The organism is Microbacterium plantarum, assembly GCF_035231185.1.
Taxonomy (GTDB): Bacteria; Actinomycetota; Actinomycetes; order Actinomycetales; family Microbacteriaceae; genus Microbacterium; species Microbacterium plantarum.
The window spans coordinates 2725894-2742785 of sequence record NZ_CP141117.1; the positions used below are offsets into that span (position 1 = coordinate 2725894).

13 protein-coding genes are annotated in these 16892 nt (G+C 71.7%); 3 read left to right on the top strand and 10 right to left on the bottom strand.

Annotated features, from left to right (window positions below):
• Positions 1–14 precede the first annotated feature (14 nt).
• The 6 genes from tsaE to coaA all read right to left on the bottom strand — a co-directional run bounded on the left by tsaE (position 15) and on the right by coaA (position 6182).
• The gene (gene tsaE / locus VC184_RS13220) at positions 15–518 is read right to left on the bottom strand and encodes a tRNA (adenosine(37)-N6)-threonylcarbamoyltransferase complex ATPase subunit type 1 TsaE (RefSeq protein WP_269268828.1); all 504 of its coding nucleotides are present in this window, start codon (positions 516–518) and stop codon (positions 15–17) included.
• A complete protein-coding gene (gene alr / locus VC184_RS13225; RefSeq protein WP_323986532.1) occupies positions 515–1651 on the bottom strand; it encodes an alanine racemase in 1137 nt (378 codons plus the stop codon). Before alr ends, tsaE begins: the two co-directional genes overlap by 4 nt.
• Positions 1648–2004, bottom strand: coding sequence for a holo-ACP synthase (locus VC184_RS13230; protein WP_112617885.1), 357 nt, complete (start codon positions 2002–2004; stop codon positions 1648–1650). The genes alr and VC184_RS13230 overlap by 4 nt, the downstream gene beginning before the upstream one ends.
• Before the next feature lie 25 nt (positions 2005–2029).
• Entirely contained in the window at positions 2030–3880 is a 1851-nt protein-coding gene (glmS, locus tag VC184_RS13235; protein WP_274179358.1) for a glutamine--fructose-6-phosphate transaminase (isomerizing), read from the bottom strand.
• A gap of 37 nt (positions 3881–3917) precedes the next feature.
• A complete protein-coding gene (locus VC184_RS13240) occupies positions 3918–5132 on the bottom strand; it encodes an esterase/lipase family protein (protein ID WP_274179359.1) in 1215 nt (404 codons plus the stop codon).
• A 93-nt stretch (positions 5133–5225) separates the two neighbouring features.
• Positions 5226–6182 (bottom strand): type I pantothenate kinase, encoded by a 957-nt coding sequence (gene coaA, locus VC184_RS13245; protein ID WP_404568870.1) that lies wholly within the window; start codon positions 6180–6182, stop codon positions 5226–5228.
• A gap of 65 nt (positions 6183–6247) precedes the next feature.
• Here coaA and VC184_RS13250 point away from each other — a divergent pair, with 65 nt between their 5' ends.
• Positions 6248–7192 carry a Ppx/GppA phosphatase family protein gene (locus VC184_RS13250; protein ID WP_269268822.1) on the top strand — a complete coding sequence of 315 codons (945 nt, stop codon included), beginning with the start codon at positions 6248–6250 and terminating at the stop codon, positions 7190–7192.
• Positions 7193–7199: 7 nt separating this feature from the next.
• On the opposite strand, the gene VC184_RS13255 is transcribed toward VC184_RS13250, so the two are convergent.
• Positions 7200–8930, bottom strand: coding sequence for an ATP-binding protein (locus VC184_RS13255; RefSeq protein WP_323986534.1), 1731 nt, complete (start codon positions 8928–8930; stop codon positions 7200–7202).
• A gap of 158 nt (positions 8931–9088) precedes the next feature.
• Here VC184_RS13255 and VC184_RS13260 point away from each other — a divergent pair, with 158 nt between their 5' ends.
• Positions 9089–10105, top strand: coding sequence for an NAD(P)/FAD-dependent oxidoreductase (locus tag VC184_RS13260; RefSeq protein ID WP_323986535.1), 1017 nt, complete (start codon positions 9089–9091; stop codon positions 10103–10105).
• A gap of 173 nt (positions 10106–10278) precedes the next feature.
• Positions 10279–14328, top strand: a complete 4050-nt coding sequence (locus VC184_RS13265; RefSeq protein WP_323986536.1) for an IPT/TIG domain-containing protein — start codon at positions 10279–10281, stop codon at positions 14326–14328.
• 72 nt (positions 14329–14400) lie between these two features.
• Here VC184_RS13265 and glmM read toward each other — a convergent pair whose 3' ends face one another.
• From glmM to rplM, 3 genes are read right to left on the bottom strand one after another with little or no spacing between them, the layout of a single operon-like run.
• On the bottom strand, positions 14401–15759 hold the full coding sequence (gene glmM, locus VC184_RS13270; RefSeq protein ID WP_112617877.1) for a phosphoglucosamine mutase: 1359 nt from the start codon (positions 15757–15759) through the stop codon (positions 14401–14403).
• Between the two features lie 5 nt (positions 15760–15764).
• Positions 15765–16256 carry a 30S ribosomal protein S9 gene (gene rpsI / locus VC184_RS13275; RefSeq protein ID WP_023954328.1) on the bottom strand — a complete coding sequence of 164 codons (492 nt, stop codon included), beginning with the start codon at positions 16254–16256 and terminating at the stop codon, positions 15765–15767.
• 29 nt (positions 16257–16285) lie between these two features.
• Positions 16286–16732, bottom strand: coding sequence for a 50S ribosomal protein L13 (gene rplM / locus VC184_RS13280; protein ID WP_112617876.1), 447 nt, complete (start codon positions 16730–16732; stop codon positions 16286–16288).
• Positions 16733–16892 lie beyond the last annotated feature (160 nt).

Sequence of the window (16892 nt, forward strand, 5' to 3'; positions counted from 1 at the left end):
GTGCGGCCTCGCGCTCAGGGGCGCCGCGTGACCGTCACGAGGCGCGGGGCCGCGTCGGCCATCTCCGCTGCCGCCGGGCCGCTCGTGCCGCAGGCGTTGTCGAGCCCGGTGCCGCTCCAGCCCCGCTCGAGCTCGATCTCCCACCAGCTGTCGCGAAGACCGTCGACCATGCCGTGTCCCCACTCGACGATCGTGACACTGGCGTCCAGGTCGAGATCGAGGTCCGACAGCTCCGCCGGGGACCCCAGGCGGTAGGCGTCGACATGGATCAGCGGCGGACCGTCGACGAGCGAGGGGTGGGTGCGTGCGATGACGAAGGTCGGACTCTGGATCGGTCCGCGGACGCCGAGGCCGGCGCCGATCCCCCGGGTCAGCGTCGTCTTGCCGGCGCCGAGAGGCCCGGTGAGGACGACGAGATCGCCGGCGCGGAGCCGCGATCCGATCTCCCTCCCCCAGGCCTCCATCTCGTCGGCTGAAGTCACCTCGCGTTCGCCGAGGTAGTCGTCCATTCCGCTCATCGCCGGCCTCCCGTCATCTCGGACGATACCGCCGTGCGGTGCACCCGCGGGCCGATACGGGTGACGATCTCGTAATCGATCGTGTCCGCGGCATCACCCCAGTCGGCGGCGGCGGGAAAACCCAGCGTGGGGTCGCCGAAGAGCACGACCTCGTCGCCGATCGAGACCTCGGCGTCACCGACGTCGACGACGAACTGGTCCATCGCGATCCGGCCCGAGACCGTGAACCGCCGGCCGCCGATGACCACCGGGCCGCGGCCGGAGGCCTGCCGGGGCACGCCGTCGGCATAGCCGAGGGGGACCAGGGCGAGCGTCGTCTCGGACGCGGTGCGGTGCGTGTAGCCGTACGACACGCCTTGGCCGGCCGGCACGCGTCGCACCGCGGCGACCGAGGTGCGCAGGGTCATCGCCGGCCGCAGCCCGAGGTCTGCCGAGGAGCGACCCGGAAGCGGAGAGAGGCCGTAGATCGCGAGCCCCAGTCGGACGCAGTTCAGCCGCGTCTCGGGCAGCGCGATCGCCGCGTTCGACGCGGCGATGTGGCGCAGCGGTGGATGCACCCCCGCCGCGCTCGCCTCAGCGAGAGCGTCGTGGAATCGGGCGAGCGCGGCGCGGTCGTCCTCGATGCTCGTGTTGGAGAGGTGACTGAAGACGCCGATCACCCGCAGCTGTCCGATGCGCTCGAGTCTCGCCGCCTCCGCGCAGACGCGCTGCCACTCGCGCGGCTCGACGCCGTTGCGCCCGAGCCCGGTCTCCACCTTGAGGTGCACACCGACGGAGCGCCCGACGGATGCTGCCGCCGCGGCGGCCTGCAGCTGCGCGAAGCTCGAGATCCCGAGCTCGACGCCGTGCTCGGCCGCCTCGCGGAAATCCGCGCCGGGCGCGTGCAGCCACGCGACGATGGGGGCGGTGATTCCCGCTCGGCGCAGGGCGACGGCCTCGGCGATGTCCGCCACGCCGAGTCGCGTCGCGCCACCCGACAGGGCCGCGGTCGCCGCACGCACGGCGCCGTGCCCGTAACCGTCGGCTTTCACGACGGCGATGATCTCGGTCTGGACGAGACGCCGCAGATGACGGACGTTGTGCTCGATCGCCTCGACGTCGATGAGGGCTTCGCGCAGCGGGCGTACGGTCACGATGCGGCCTCGGCGATCACGTAGGCGGTGGCGAGGTTCGCATCGTGCGAGAGCGACAGGTGCACCGCCGTCACGCCCCGTGCGGCCACCGTGGCGGCCGTCTCACCGGTGAGGGCGAAGACCGGACGCCCCGAAGACTCCGACGCCACCTCGATGTCGACCCAGTGCACGCCCTCCGAGCCGCCGAGGGCCTTGATGAGCGCCTCCTTCGCGGCGTACCGGGCAGCGAGAGACCGGGGCTTGAGGGCGCGCTCGGCGGGCGAGAAGAGCCTGTCGAGCAGGCGAGGGGTGCGTTCGAGCGAACGCTCGAAGCGCGGGACGTCGACCAGGTCGACGCCGATGCCGACGATCACGGCATCCCCTTCCAGCCCGACGGACTCACTCGACGGTGACCGACTTGGCGAGGTTGCGCGGCTGGTCGACGTCGAGGCCCTTGGCGGTGGCCAGGCCCATGGCGAAGATGTGCAGCGGAACGACCGCGAGGAGCGGCTCGAACAGCGGCTCGGCGAGCGGGATGCGCAGCACCTCGTCGGCGAACGGGAGGACGGCGGCATCCCCCTCTTCGGCGACCGCGATGATGCGCGCGCCGCGGGCACGGATCTCCTGGATGTTGGACACGACCTTCGCGTGCAGGAGCGGCGAGCTCGTCGGCGAGGGCACCATGACGAACACCGGCTGACCGGGCTCGATGAGCGCGATCGGGCCGTGTTTGAGCTCTCCGGCGGCGAAGCCCTCGGCGTGGATGTAGGAGATCTCCTTGAGCTTGAGCGCGCCCTCGAGCGCGATCGGGTAGCCGACGTGACGGCCGAGGAAGATCACCGAGCGGGTGTCGGCCATCCAGTGGGCGAACTGCTCGATGTGCTCCTGCTCGCTCGCGAGCACCCGGGCGATCTTCTCGGGCACCGCTTCGAGCTGAGCGACCTGCTCGGCGATCGCCTCAGCGCTCAGCGCACCGCGCACACGGCCAACGTGCAGGGCCAGCAGGTACAGCGCGGTGATCTGCGCGACGAACGCCTTCGTGGACGCGACGGCGACCTCGGGACCGGCGTGGGTGTAGACGATGGCATCGGACTCGCGCGGGATCGTCGCGCCCTGGGTGTTGCAGATCGACAGCGTCTTCGCGCCGGCCTCGCGGGCGTACTTGACCGCCATGAGCGTGTCCATCGTCTCGCCGGACTGGCTGATCGAGACGACGAGCGTGCGCGGGCCGATGACGGGATCCCGATAGCGGAACTCGTGGGCGAGCTCGACGTCGACGGGAACGCGCGCCCACTGCTCGAGGGCGTACTTGCCGACCATGCCGGCGTAAGCGGCGGTGCCGCACGCGATGACGATGACGCGATCGATGCCGGTGAACAGCTCGTCGAGGCCATCGAGCTCGGGGATCTGCACGAGACCGTCGTGCACGCGCCCGCGGATGGTGTTCGCGACGGCCTCGGGCTCCTCCGAGACCTCCTTGGCCATGAACGACGACCAGCCGCCCTTGTCCGCGGCGGCGGCATCCCATACGACCTCGAACGGCTCGACGTCGACGGCGGCACCGGAGAAGTCGGTGACCGTGACCTCCTGAGGGGTGATCGCGACGATCTCGTCCTGGCCGATCGCGAGCGCGTGGCGGGTGTGCTCGACGAAGGCGGCGACGTCGGAGCCGAGGAAGTTCTCGCCGTCGCCGAGGCCGATCACCAGCGGCGAATTGCGGCGGGCGCCCACGACGAGACCGGGCTGGTCGCGGTGCAGGGCCAGGAGCGTGAATGCCCCCTCCAGGCGCGACACCGTCGCGCGGAACGCCTCGACCAGATCGCCGGATGCCTGGTACTCGCGGCCCAGCAGCACAGCGGCGACCTCGGTGTCGGTCTCGCTGCGGAAGGTGTATCCCTCGGCGACGAGCTCGGACTTCAGCTCGGAGAAGTTCTCGATGATGCCGTTGTGGATGACCGCGAGCTTGTCGTCGTCGGCCAGGTGGGGGTGCGCGTTCGCGTCGGTCGGGCCGCCGTGCGTCGCCCACCGGGTGTGGCCGATCCCGGTCGTGCCGTCGGCCAGGGGGTGCGCCGCCAGGTCGTCGCGCAGGATCTGCAGCTTGCCCGCGCGCTTGCGCGTTCCCAGACCTCCTTCACCGTCGATGACGGCGATGCCGGCGGAGTCGTAGCCGCGGTATTCGAGGCGGGCCAGGCCCGAGATGAGGATGTCCTGCGAGGGACGAGGACCCACATAGCCGATGATTCCGCACATGGGGTCCATCCTAGATCGGGAGCCCGGGCGCTCGAGCTCAGCCGGACGCGGGCCCGCGCAACGCTGCTAGCACGGCGTCGACCACCTCGAGATTGGAGAAGACCGCGTCGTGCCCGCACGCGCCGCCGAACGGCGGTGCGGCGACCTGGCCCGACAGGATCATCCCGACTCCGCCGACGCCGGGCGGGAGGTCTCTGCGGCATGTGACCACCGTCGTGTCCGCCGCTCCGGCGAGGGCGGACGTCTCGGCGACCAGACCGTCGCCGAGGCGGGCCTCCCCGGTCTTCCCCGATGGGAGCGGCATCGCGACGACGGCGGACGCCGCGATCGCGTGCACGTGCAGACCCGCCGGCCAGTCGGGCAGATCGGCGAGCTCCGCCGACCCGGCGCGCAGGGACGTACCTGCCGGGCCGAGGGCGGCGATACCCGTCCGGATGACGGGTGGCAGATCGCAGCCGCCGCGCGCGTCTTCCGCGAGCTGCTTGTTGCAGACCGCGCCGATCCAGGGCAGCACGAGGTTCTGCAGCACCGGCACCGTCGACATCGTGGCGCGGATCGCCCCGGCGATGTCGACCGCGACATTGGCGATGTCCGAGCCTTGCGTGGGAGCGGCGACCGTGACGACCTCGCCGATGAGCGCGGCGATGTCCGGGGCGTCGCGCAGGGCGTACCGCAGGGCCAGCCCGCCCATCGAATGGGTCACGACGTCGACCGGGCCGTGGACGGCGTCGGCTATCGAACGGATCGCGGCGGCGAGATTGTCGGCCGAACCGGTCGAGCCGACCCACCCGGCGGAGTTCGCGGAGTAGTCGAACGCGTACACGGCGACCCCCGGCCGCGCTTCGAGCCGCTGCTGCAGCGACGCCGTCATCCCCCGCGCCACCGGCGCACCGGAGCCGTCGCGCCACTGCACCGGGCGAGCGAACGGCGACCGGGCGTAGGAGCGCTGGCCGTCGGCGTCGGGGAGGACGGTGCTCAGCCACCCGTGGACGAGCAGCACCGCCCGCGAGTCCGGTTCCGCCTGCTCGCTCAGCCGCACGACACGGTCGCCGAGCGCCACGGCCGGGCCGGCCACTGCCGCAGGCGCGAACGCGGACGACGCCGCCGCGGGAGCGAGGGTCGCAGTCGCCGCGAGCACGACGACCGTGCTCAGCGCGACGAGGGACCGCCACCGGGACCGCCGGCGGCGCAGCCGCGAGCGCGCGCGTAACGCACCGCGCACGAGCGCGCGCGAACGCCGCCCCAGTTCCATGGATCCATACCTAGCAGGTTGCGGTGACGGGTGCGTAACAGAAGACACCGGAGCTTAGCGAGCACTCGCTGACAGAACGCCGGGTCGAGGCAGTCAGACCTTCCGCAGGAGCACGCGCTCGACGGCGTGCGAAGCGCCCTTGTGCAGGATCAGTGTCGCCCGGTGCTTCGTCGGCAGGACGTTCTCGACGAGGTTCGGGAGGTTGATGTCGTTCCAGAAGCCGCGCGCCATCGCCACCGCTTCGTCGTCGTCCAGGTCGGCGAAGGTGTTGAAGTACGACGAGGGGTTGTTGAATGCGCCCGCCTTGAGCGCCATGAAGCGCTCGACGTACCACTGACTGATGTGCTCGGCATCCGCATCGACGTAGATCGAGAAGTCGAACATGTCGCTGACGGCGACCTCGTGCGGCGCGGGCGGCGGTGCCAGGACGTTCAGCCCCTCGACGATCACGACGTCGGGGCGGCGGACGGTGATCTGCGCGTCCGGGACGATGTCGTACCGCATATGCGAGTAGAACGGGGCGTGCACCTCGGGGGCGCCGGACTTCACCTCCGTGAGGAACTCGATCAGCGCGCGGCGATCGTAGCTCTCGGGGAAGCCCTTCCGAGCCATCAGCCCGCGACGCTCGAGCTCGGCGTTGGGATACAGGAAGCCGTCGGTCGTGACGAGCTCCACCCGGGGCGTCCCGGGCCAGCGACTCATCAGCTCGCGAAGCAGACGCGCGACGGTCGACTTCCCGACGGCGACCGATCCGGCCACGCCGACGACGAAGGGCGTCGTGCTGTCCTGCTCGCCGAGGAACGCGTCGGTGTCGGCCCCGAGGCGCCGGGTCGCGCTGGCGTACAGCGAGAGCAGCCGACTGAGCGGGAGGTAGACCTGCGACACTTCACCGAGGTCCATCCGGTCCCCGAGTCCGCGGAGCTGGACGATCTCGGTCTCGGTCAGCGGCTGGGTCACACCCGCCGCGAGCCGGGACCAGTCGGAGCGGTCGATCTCGCGGTACAGGGCGGGAGCGAGCGGCGCCAGCGCCTGCACATCTTCAGGGGACATCGCGCTCATCGTAACCCCCGGCCGGAGGCCCGGCGGCGCTGGCGGCCTGCCACTACTGTGAACCTGTGCGTCTGGGAGTCCTCGACATCGGTTCGAACACCGTCCACCTGCTCGTCGCCGATGTCCGCCCCGGAGGGCGCCCCCTCGCCCGGACGAGCAAGCGGACGGTGCTGCGACTGATGCGCTATCTCGAGCCCGACGGCTCGATCAGCGACGACGGCGTCCGCGCCCTCGTAGCCGCCGTGACCGAGGCGGTCGCGGTGTCGCGCACGGAGAACGTCGCTGAGCTCCTCGCCACCGCCACGAGCGCCGTGCGCGACGCCGCGAACGGACCGCAGGTCATCGCCGCGATCGAGGAAGCCCTGGGGCAGGACCTGCAGGTGCTCGGCGGCGAGTCGGAGGCGCGCTTCACCTTCCTGGCGGTGCGCCGCTGGTTCGGCTGGTCCGCGGGCGAGATCCTGCTGTTCGACATCGGCGGCGGTTCTCTCGAGATCGCGGCCGGCAGTGACGAGCTGCCCGACACGGCCGCCTCGGTGCCGCTCGGCGCAGGCCGGATGACGGTGCAGTTCCTGCCCGCCGACCCGCCGGGCGAGGATGCCGTCGACGTCCTGCGGGAGCACGCGCGCGCGACCCTGAAGCCGATCGTCGCGTCGATGGCGGACAGCCCTCGACCCGACCACGTCGTCGGCTCCTCCAAGACCATCCGTTCGCTGGCGAAGCTCGCGGGCGACCCGGTGCCGGGCTGGTCGGGGATCGAGCGGATGACCCTGCCCCGCTCGGCGCTGAACTCGTGGATCCCGCGGCTCGCCCGCATCCCGGCATCCGCCCGGCAGGAGCTCCCGGGGATCACCGCCGACCGCACCTTCCAGATCGTCGCGGGCGCCGTCGTCCTCCACGAGGCGATGCGCGCGTTCGACGTCGACGAGCTCGAGGTCTCGCCCTGGGCGCTGCGCGAGGGAGTGCTTCTCCGCTACATCGAGTCGCTGTCATGGAGCGCTCCGCGTCCCTGACCGTCGATCACCCGACGTCCGCGCCGACCGGCACGGAGGCTTCGAGAACGACGTCGCGGCCGTTCTGGAACACCCGCGCCGACGGTCCGAGCCCGGCGAGGCCCAGGCCCGTCGCCGCACCGGCGTCGCTGCGCAACCGCCCGGGGGTGCGGACGCGGACCGACAGGGATGCCCCGTCGGCGGCGCCTCGCACCTCGATGTCGGCCGAGCGGGCCGCGGCATGCTTGACCGCGTTCACGAGCCCTTCGGCCACGACCGCGACGACGCGCGTCGTCACGAGGGCGTCCGACATGGCGACCGTCGCAGCAGGATCCACCGCGGAAGACACCGTCAGCACGGGTCGCCAGATCGCCACGGTCTCGGCGAGGTCCGCCGCTCGCGCCGCCCCGGGCCGACGGGCCCCGAGGGCGTCGGTCAGCCCCGCGCTGATCGCGAGCTCGAAGTCGCGGATGTCGCCGGGCGTCGCGATCTCGTCGTCCACGCGGGCCGCGAGGATCACGCACGTGCTCTGGACCCGGCTGTGAAGGACGTCGGAGGCATGCGCCAGGTCCTGCCTCGTGCTCGAGGTCTGGTCCGCGGCGGAGCGGACGAGCGCCTGCAGCGCACGGCCCAGCCGACGGGTCTCGACCCGGCCCCGGTGGATCGCCTCGGCACACAGCGCCGCCACGATCGCGATGCCGGGCAGTGCGATCGCCGGGATGACGGGGATGAAGCTGGGCAGCCCCACGACGACCGCCGCCGCCGCGGCCACCACGATCCCCGCGCCGAGCCACAGCCCGACGAGGCGTCTCCCCCGTCGCAGCGCGGACGAGCGGCAGGCGATGCCGCGGGTGAGCCGGTCGACCGCGAGGCACAGGGCGACCACCCCGACGATGAGGACCGCCGCGAAGACGGGGCCCTCGGTGCGCAGCGCGAACGGCGCGCTCCCCGCGGCGAAGATGACGCCGACGAGGCCCGGCGCCGGCGGACGCAATCGCTCGAACACGGTGCGTGCCATCTCGATCGCCGACGGCCCCGCGTCGTCGGGAGAGATGTCGGCGAGCTCGAGCCCCGCGCGATCTCGGGCGCGGTGGCTCACCGAGCGGACGCCGTCGGAGAAACCTCGCACGCGCTCGAAGTCGAGCGGGGAAGCGACGAGAGCGGCCAGGGCGGTGCGCAGGGCGCTGATCTCGGACGTGAGGAACTCGCGCGTGTCCCGTTCGTAGCGACCGGCGCGGCGCTGCTCGTCGGTCACCGTCCGCAGCGCGTCGGCGAGGCGCGTCCTCGCGGTCCGCGAGCTGACGTAGAGCTGTTCGGTCACGGCCACGAGTGACAGCACGCTCACCCACGCGACGACGTTGGTCACGATGCGCTCGCTCCACGCGGGGTCGGTTCCGAGTCCGAACGCACCGACCGCCAGAGCGTCGTTGAGGAAGGGCCGCGCGACGGCCGCGGCGACGAGAGCTGCCAGCACGAGCACCCCGCGTGCCATCGATGACGGTATCCGTCGTTCCGCGAGCACGACCGGCAGCAGGGCCACAGCCAGGATCCCCGCGACGAGCAGACCCGAGAACTGCGCCGACAGCAGCTCCAGGGGCGTGTCGACGGTCGCGTACGGGGCGAGGACGATGGCGGAGACGGGAACGGCGACGAGGGCGCTCCAGGGTGTGAAGAACCGCCCGCTCGACACGGCATCCCACCAGATCGCGACGCCCGGACGAACCCGCGCTCGATATCGCGATGTTCGCCCCCGGCTCACATCCGCCCCCCTCGACTTCGGCGGGCCGCTGCCGCACCGGCCGAAATCCTAGCGAATCCGAGCGACGTCGCCGTTAACGCGCGCATCATACGCTCGGCTGGAGTCGGCGGCACGCGCTGGGATCGGGTGGCGCCCACCCGGATTTCACCTGGGATCAGGTGCCGCTCGGCACGGCCGACGACACGGGCGCCGAGATCCGACTGCGGACCACCGTGACCGCGATCGACCGCGACGGGCGCACGGTCGAGGACGAATCCGGCGAGCGCATCGGCTACCGTCGGCTGCTCCTCGCGACCGGTTCACGCCCGCACGAGGTCGATGCGCCCGACAGCGACCGGGTGCTCTTCTTCCGCTCCGCCGACGACTACCGGCGGCTGCGCGAGCTCGCCGCCGAGGGCGAGCGGATCGTCGTGGTCGGCGGGGGCTACATCGGCGCGGAGCTCGCCGCCGCCCTCGTGCAGAACGGCGTGGGGGTCGATCTGGTCTTCCCGAGCACCACACTCGGCGACGGCACGTTCCCGCCTCCGCTCGCCGAGCGGTACCAGCGGCTGTTCCGAGACGCTGGTGTGGGCCTGGTGCCCGGCCGCCGGGTCGAGGAGGTGGTCACGGACGCGTCGGCCGACGGCCTCGAGGTCGTGCTCGACGACGGATCGCGGCTGCGCGGCGACGCGGTCGTGCTCGGCCTCGGCGTCTCGCCGGTGACCGACCTCGCCGAGCAGTCCGGGCTCGCCGTCGATGACGGGGTCGTGGTCGACGCGTTCCTCGCCACGACCGACGACGCGATCTGGGCGGCCGGCGACATCGCCTCGTACCCTGACCGGCTGCTCGGTCGCACCCGCGTCGAGCACGTGGACAACGCCCAGGAGATGGGCCGGGCGGCCGGGCGATCGATGGCGGGCGGAGGCGAGGCCTACCGCCACACCCCGTACTTCTACTCGCAGGTGTTCGACGTCCGGTGGGAGGCGGTCGGCACCCTCGACCCCGATCTCGACACCCTCGTCGTGGAGACCGGCGACGACGAATCCGGACCGCGGACAGTGGTGTACTACCGCGACGAGACGGGCGCGCCGGTCGGCGTGCTGCTCTGGAACGTCGCCGACGCCACGGATGCTGCGCGCCTCGTCCTCGCCGACGCGCCCACCGATGAGGCGGAGCTGCGAGGACGGATCACCTGAGCGCTCCTCAGTGAATACTGAGCGGATTCTGATGGTTCACTCAGGCGGTGTCAAGCCGTTTCCTCGCCTCCGTCGACACTCCCTAGCTTCTCGGGCAGACGCGCGCCCCGCGGGGCGGCGGTCGCCCGCGTGACGATGGTCACGCGGCTCCGTTCGATGATGAGGGGGACCCGGTGGTCGATGCGAGCACGGGAACGAGGAAGCGGCCCACGACCCGGAGGGGAGGACGCGCACCCGACCGGCCGCCACGACGCTGGCTCCCGTTCCTGGCGGCGGGAACAGCGCTCGGCCTGACGGCGGGCTCGCTGGGCGCCGGCGCGGCGATCGCGGCGCCCACGGACCGCGCGGAATCGGAGGCGGTCTTCCTGTCGAGCAGTGGAGCGCTCGACCTGGACAGCGTGGCGGCCCTCGCGGGCGCCTACGGCGCCTTCCCGCCGGCATCCGAGTCCTCCAGCTCGCTGGACCTCTCGCTGCTGAGCGCGATCGACATCGGCCTCGGGCTGCAGCTGTTCGGACCGAACAGCATCGTCGCGCTGGGCGCGACCGAGCAGTATCAGCGGAGCACCGCTGCCGAGGCGTACGCCGCGACCGGCCTGCTGGCAGCCGACGGCGCCATCGCCGTCGGGGACGGCAGCCCCGGCCAGAACACGACGCTCAACCTCACGCCCGTCCTCGGCGCCGTGGGGGCCGACGGGCTCATCAGCGAGCTGTCGGTGGAGCTGGGCGCGGTTTCGGCATCCGCTCTCGCGACCCGCGCGGCGGGCGGCGTGACGACCACCGGCGACTATCAGATCGCCAGCGGTCTCGTCTCCGCGAACGCGCCCGCCCTGACAGACCTCACCGCCGCGCTGGATGCCGACCTCGCAGCGATCGGCGAGTCCGTCACGGCGCTCGGTGCGACCGGCGGCCCCATCGACACGACGGTGGGCGGGCTGCTCGGCGGCATCGACACCGTGCTCGAGACCGCCCTCGGCGGCCTCGTCGACCTCGAGGACCCCACCGTGACCACGGGACTCGCTCTCGACCTCAGCGGGGTCCTGGACACGGCGACGGCGACTCCCTTCGTCTCCGGCCCGCTGACCGTGACTCTCAGCACGGGCGAGATCGTCATCGATCTCGACGAGGTGTACGACCTGAACGCGCTGGCGCCCGGGACCGAGCTCATCGACGCGGCGACCCTGAACGGCGAGGTGACGGCTGCGCTCAGCGACATCCTCACCGCTCAGCTGCCCGCACGCGTCGGAACGGCGCTGACCGCGACGCTCAACGGGACGGCGGCCACCATCGTGATCGACACCGGTGTCGCGGTCGCGCTGCCGCTGCTGCCCCCGAGCGTCGGCGACCTCACCATCAGGGTCGACGGCACCGTCGGCGGGCTGCTCGGCACGCCCGGCTCGGCCGCACCGGTCGTGACCGCTGACGGGACCCTGCTCGGACTGCCGCTCGGGCCGCTCGCCGACCCGATCGTCGATGTCGTGGTCGACTCGATCCTCCCGGCCGTCGGCGACCTCATCGAGACCGTGCTCAGCACCGACGCGGTCGAGGACCTGGTCACGACGGCGGCGACCGGCACCGTGACGACACTCGCGCCGCTGGTGGACGTGCTCCAGGATGTCGTGTCGCTCACCGCGAACGTCCAGGAGACCCCGGGCGACTTCCGCGACCCGCGCGGCTTCGACGACGGCTCCTTCACGCAGCGCGCGCTCGTCGTCGCCGTCGCACCCGCGCTCCTGGGCGTGGAGCTGAACCTCGCGTCCGCGACCGTGCGGGCCGTGCCGCTCGCTGTTCCGGCGGACCTGACGATCGACCCGGCTCGCGGCCCGGTGACCGGCGGAACCACCACCACCATCTCGGGAACGGGACTCGACTCCGTGACCGCCGTCGACTTCGGGGGCGTTCCGGCCGATTCGTTCACGATCAACCCGGACGGGACGATCACCGCCGTCACCCCGCCGCAGGCCGTGGCGGGAGTCGTTGCGGTGACCGTCACGAACGTCGACGGCGCCGATGACTCGCTCGCGTTCGAGTACTTCGACGTCACCGCCGTGGATGCGATCGCGCCGCCGTCGGGCTCGACGCTCGGCGGCGACACCGTCACGATCACCGGAACGTGTCTGACCGGGACGACCGCCGTCCTGTTCGACGGCGTCGCCGGAACCGGCCTCACCGTCGTCAGCGACACGCAGCTGACCGTGACGACACCGGCCGGAACCGCGGGCGTGGTCGACGTCGAGATCGTCAACCCCACCGACTGCGGCGGCACCGTCGTCGACGACGGGTTCGTCTACGTCGAGCCCGGCGCACCGACTCTCGCCACGATCACTCCGGAGCGCGGCACCGAGCTGGGCGGCACGGTCGTGACGATCACGGGTGAGGACTTCACCGGGACCACCGCGGTCACCTTCGACGGCATCGACGCCACCGACTTCGAGGTCGTCAGCGACACCGTCATCGAGGCCACGACGCCGGCCCACGCGCCCGGTGTCGTGGACGTCGTGGTCACGAACGAGGCGGGCGCGTCGGCACCGCTGGACTTCGAGTACGTCGACGTCGCCGAGATCGATGACGTCACCCCCGGCAGCGGGCCCGAGGCCGGCGGCAACACCGTCGTGATCACGGGAGACTGCTTCACCGGTGCCACCGGAGTCACCTTCGGCGGAATCCCCGCGACGAGCTTCACCGTCGACGGGCCGACCCAGATCACGGCGGTCGTCCCCGCGGGGACGGCCGGCGCCGTCGATGTCGTCGTGGTGGGTACGGGCGACTGCGGCACCGCGGAGATCCCCGACGGCTACGAGTACGTGGCGCCGCCGGTCGTGACCGACCTCGAGCCGGCATCCGGCCCCGAGACGGGCGGGACCGTCGTGACGATCGACGGCGAGGGCTTCACGGGCACCACCGGCGTCAGCTTCGGCGAGACGGCCGGCACGGACCTCGAGGTGGTCAGCGACACCGAGATCCGGGTGACGACGCCTCCGGGCGCACCCGGGACGGTTCCCGTGGTGATCAGCCACCCCGGCGGTGACGTCGTCGCGGGCGACTTCGAGTACCTGGACGTGCCCGCCGTGACGTCGATCGACCCGGCGACCGGGCCCGAGGACGGTGGCACGGTCGTGACGATCATCGGCGAAGGCTTGCTCGGAGCCACCGCGGTCACGTTCGACGGGATCGCGGGCACCGACCTCGAGGTCGTCAGCGACACCGAGATCCGAGTGACGACACCCGCGCACGCGCCGGCACTCGTCGACGTCGTGGTGGTCCACCCGAACGGCGACAGCGCACCGTTCGACTTCACCTACGTCGCGGGAACGGAGATCGACGGTGTCACTCCTCCGGGCGGACCGGAGGAGGGCGGGAACACCGTCGTGATCACGGGCTCGTGCTTCACGGGCGCGACGGCGGTCCTCTTCGGCGGCGTGCCGGCGACGAGCTTCACCGTCGACAGCGACACGCGCATCACCGCGGTCGTCCCGGCCGGCACGGGCGTCGTCGACGTCGAGGTCGTGGGGGCTGCCGCGTGCGGCAGCGAGACGCTGCCGGACGGCTACGAGTACACCGATGAGCCGGTCATCGGCACGATCGCCCCGGATCGCGGGCCCGAGACCGGCGGAACCGTCGTGACCATCACGGGCACGAACTTCACGGGGACGACATCGGTCACCTTCGACGGCGTCGCGGGGTCGGCTCTGACCGTCGTGTCGGACACCGAGCTGCGCGTGACCACTCCGGCCCACGCAGCCGGTGACGCCGCGGTGGTCGTGACCACCCCGGCGGGGTCGAGCGACGCGGGTGCGTTCACCTTCTACCCGGTCGCCGACATCGGCGGGGTCGCGCCGGGCACCGGCCCGATCTCGGGCGGAACGGTGGTCACCATCACCGGGCAGTGCTTCACCGGGGCGACCGCGGTGCTGTTCGGCGAGGTGCCCGCACAGTTCGAGGTGATCAACGACGGCGTGATCCGCGCGATCTCACCGTCGGCTGCGACGACAGGAACGGTGCCGGTCACGGTCGTGGGCGCGGGCGAGTGCGGCACGGCCGTCGAACCGGGCGCGTTCACCTACGCGGCAGGTTCGGCCGGGTCCGCGTCCGGATCGAGCGGCAACGGCAGCAGCTCTCTCGCTGCCACCGGTGGAGACGGCGACGGGGCAGGCGCGCTCGCGATGACGGCGCTGCTGCTCATGCTCGGCGGGGCGCTGATGATCGCGCGACGCCGGCTCGCCTGAGCCCTGAGCCCGACGGCACGAGCGGCCCTCTCCCCCGTGAGGAGGAGGGGGCCGCTCGGCTGTCAGGGCGACTCAGAGCGCGAGGCGGTCGGCCACGACGGCCGCGAGCTCGTCGGCGATCGCCTGGGCCTCGGCCTCGGTGGTCGCCTCAACCATCACCCGCACGAGCGGCTCGGTACCCGAGGCGCGCAGCAGCACACGGCCGGAGTCGCCGAGGCGCGCGGACGCCGAGGCGACGGCATCCTGCACGCCGGCGTCGCTCTCGACCCGGTCGCGATCGACGCCGCGGACGTTCACGAGGACCTGGGGATACACCGTCATGACGGCCGCGAGCTCGGCCGCGGTCTTGCCCTGCCGAGCCATCTCGGCGGCGAGGTGCAGCCCGGTCAGCAGGCCGTCGCCGGTCGTCGCGTAGCGGCTCATGATGACGTGCCCGCTCTGCTCTCCACCGAGCCCGAAGCGGCCCTGGTTCATCCGCTCCAGCACGTAGCGGTCGCCGACCGCGGTCTGCTCGACGGTGATGCCGTGCTCGGCCATGGCCCGGTGCAGACCGAGGTTGCTCATGACGGTCGCGACGAGGGTGCTGAACGGCAGCCGCCCCCGCTGCTTCATCGCCACGGCGAGGATCGCCATGATCTGGTCGCCGTCGATGACACGACCGTCGGCGTCGACGGCGAGGCAGCGATCGGCGTCGCCGTCGTGGGCGATGCCGATGTCGGCTCCGGTCCGGATCACCTCCGCTGCGACGCGGTCGAGGTGGGTCGAGCCGACCCCGTCGTTGATGTTGAGACCGTCCGGGTCGGCACCGATGACGGTGACCTTCGCACCCGCGTCGCGGAACGTCTGCGGAGACACCCCGGATGCCGCTCCGTGCGCGCAGTCGAGCACGACGTGCAGCCCGTCGAGGGTATGCGGCAGCGAGCCCAGCAGGTGGACGACGTAGCGGTCCTCGGCATCGGCGAAAACGCGGATGCGGCCGACGTCGGCGCCGGTGGGCTGGAGTTTGGGCCCGGCGAGGGCCTCCTCGATACGGCGCTCGACCTCGTCGGGGAGCTTGACCCCGCCGCGGGCGAAGATCTTGATGCCGTTGTCGGGCGCGGGATTGTGGGACGCGGAGACCATGACGCCGAAGTCGGCGTCGATGTCGCTGACGAGGAACGCCGCAGCGGGCGTCGGCAGCACCCCGGCGTCGAGAACGTCGACTCCCGAAGACGCCAGCCCGGCGGCGACCGCGGCGGAGAGGAACTCCCCCGAGACGCGCGGGTCGCGCGCCACAACGGCGGTCAGCCTCTTGCCGGCTGCCTTGCGCGCCTCCGCGATACGGCCCTGGCCCAGGACGACGGCAGTCGCCTGGGCCAGGGTGAGTGCGAGTTCGGCGGTGAGGGGGCCGTTGGCCAGCCCCCGAACACCGTCCGTACCGAACAGCGCCACGGAGCTTAACGCTTCGAGTACTGAGGAGCCTTACGGGCCTTCTTGAGACCAGCCTTCTTGCGCTCCTTGACGCGAGCGTCGCGCGAGAGGAAGCCGGCCTTCTTCAGGGTCGGGCGATTGTTCTCGGCGTCGATCTCGTTGAGCGCACGGGCGATGCCGAGGCGCAGCGCGCCGGCCTGGCCTGAGGGGCCGCCACCGGAGATGCGGGCGATGACGTCGTACGAGCCGGCGAGCTCGAGCACCGTGAACGGGTCGTTGATGAGCTGCTGGTGGAGCTTGTTCGGGAAGTAGTCCTCGAGCGTGCGCCCGTTGACCGTGATGGTGCCCGAACCGGGGATGAGGCGCACGCGGGCGATGGCCTGCTTGCGGCGACCCACGGCGGCACCGGGGACCGAGAGGACCGGACGGGGCGCGGCGGCTGCAGCAGCCTCCGAGGCGGGCGTCTCGGTCGAGTAGTTCTGGGGGGTCTCCTCGAGGGAGTCAGCGATCTTCGCCATCAGTGTTTCCTTGAGTGTTTTCGCGGCGCTTACTGGGCGACCTGGTCGAAGGTGTAGGTGGTGGGCTGCTGCGCAGCGTGCGGGTGCTCGGCACCGGCGTAGACCTTGAGCTTCGAGAGCTGCTGGCGGCCCAGGCTGTTCTTCGGGAGCATGCCGCGGATGGCCTTCTCGACCGCGCGGACGGGGTTCTTCTCGAGGAGCTCCTCGTAGGAGACCGACTTGAGGCCGCCCGGGTAGCCCGAGTGGCGGTAGGCCATCTTCTTCTGGAGCTTCTGACCCGTCAGGGCCACCTTGTCGGCGTTGACGACGATGACGAAGTCACCGGTGTCGACGTGAGGAGCGAACGAAGCCTTGTGCTTGCCGCGGAGGAGGACGGCGGCGTGCGAGGCGAGGCGGCCGAGGACGACGTCGGTTGCGTCGATGACCAGCCACTCGCGCTGGATCTCGCCAGCCTTGGGGGTGAAAGTGCGCGTCACAGTAGTGCTGCTTTCTTGAATCGAACGGAGGAGTTCGTGAATCCCGCTCCGGGGTGGTTGGTCCGAAATCGGACGAACACGCCAGTGGAGGGCTCACGTTCGTAGCGGCACGCCTGCGTGGCACGCGCACCAAAGAGACAGCGTACGCTATCTGTCGACG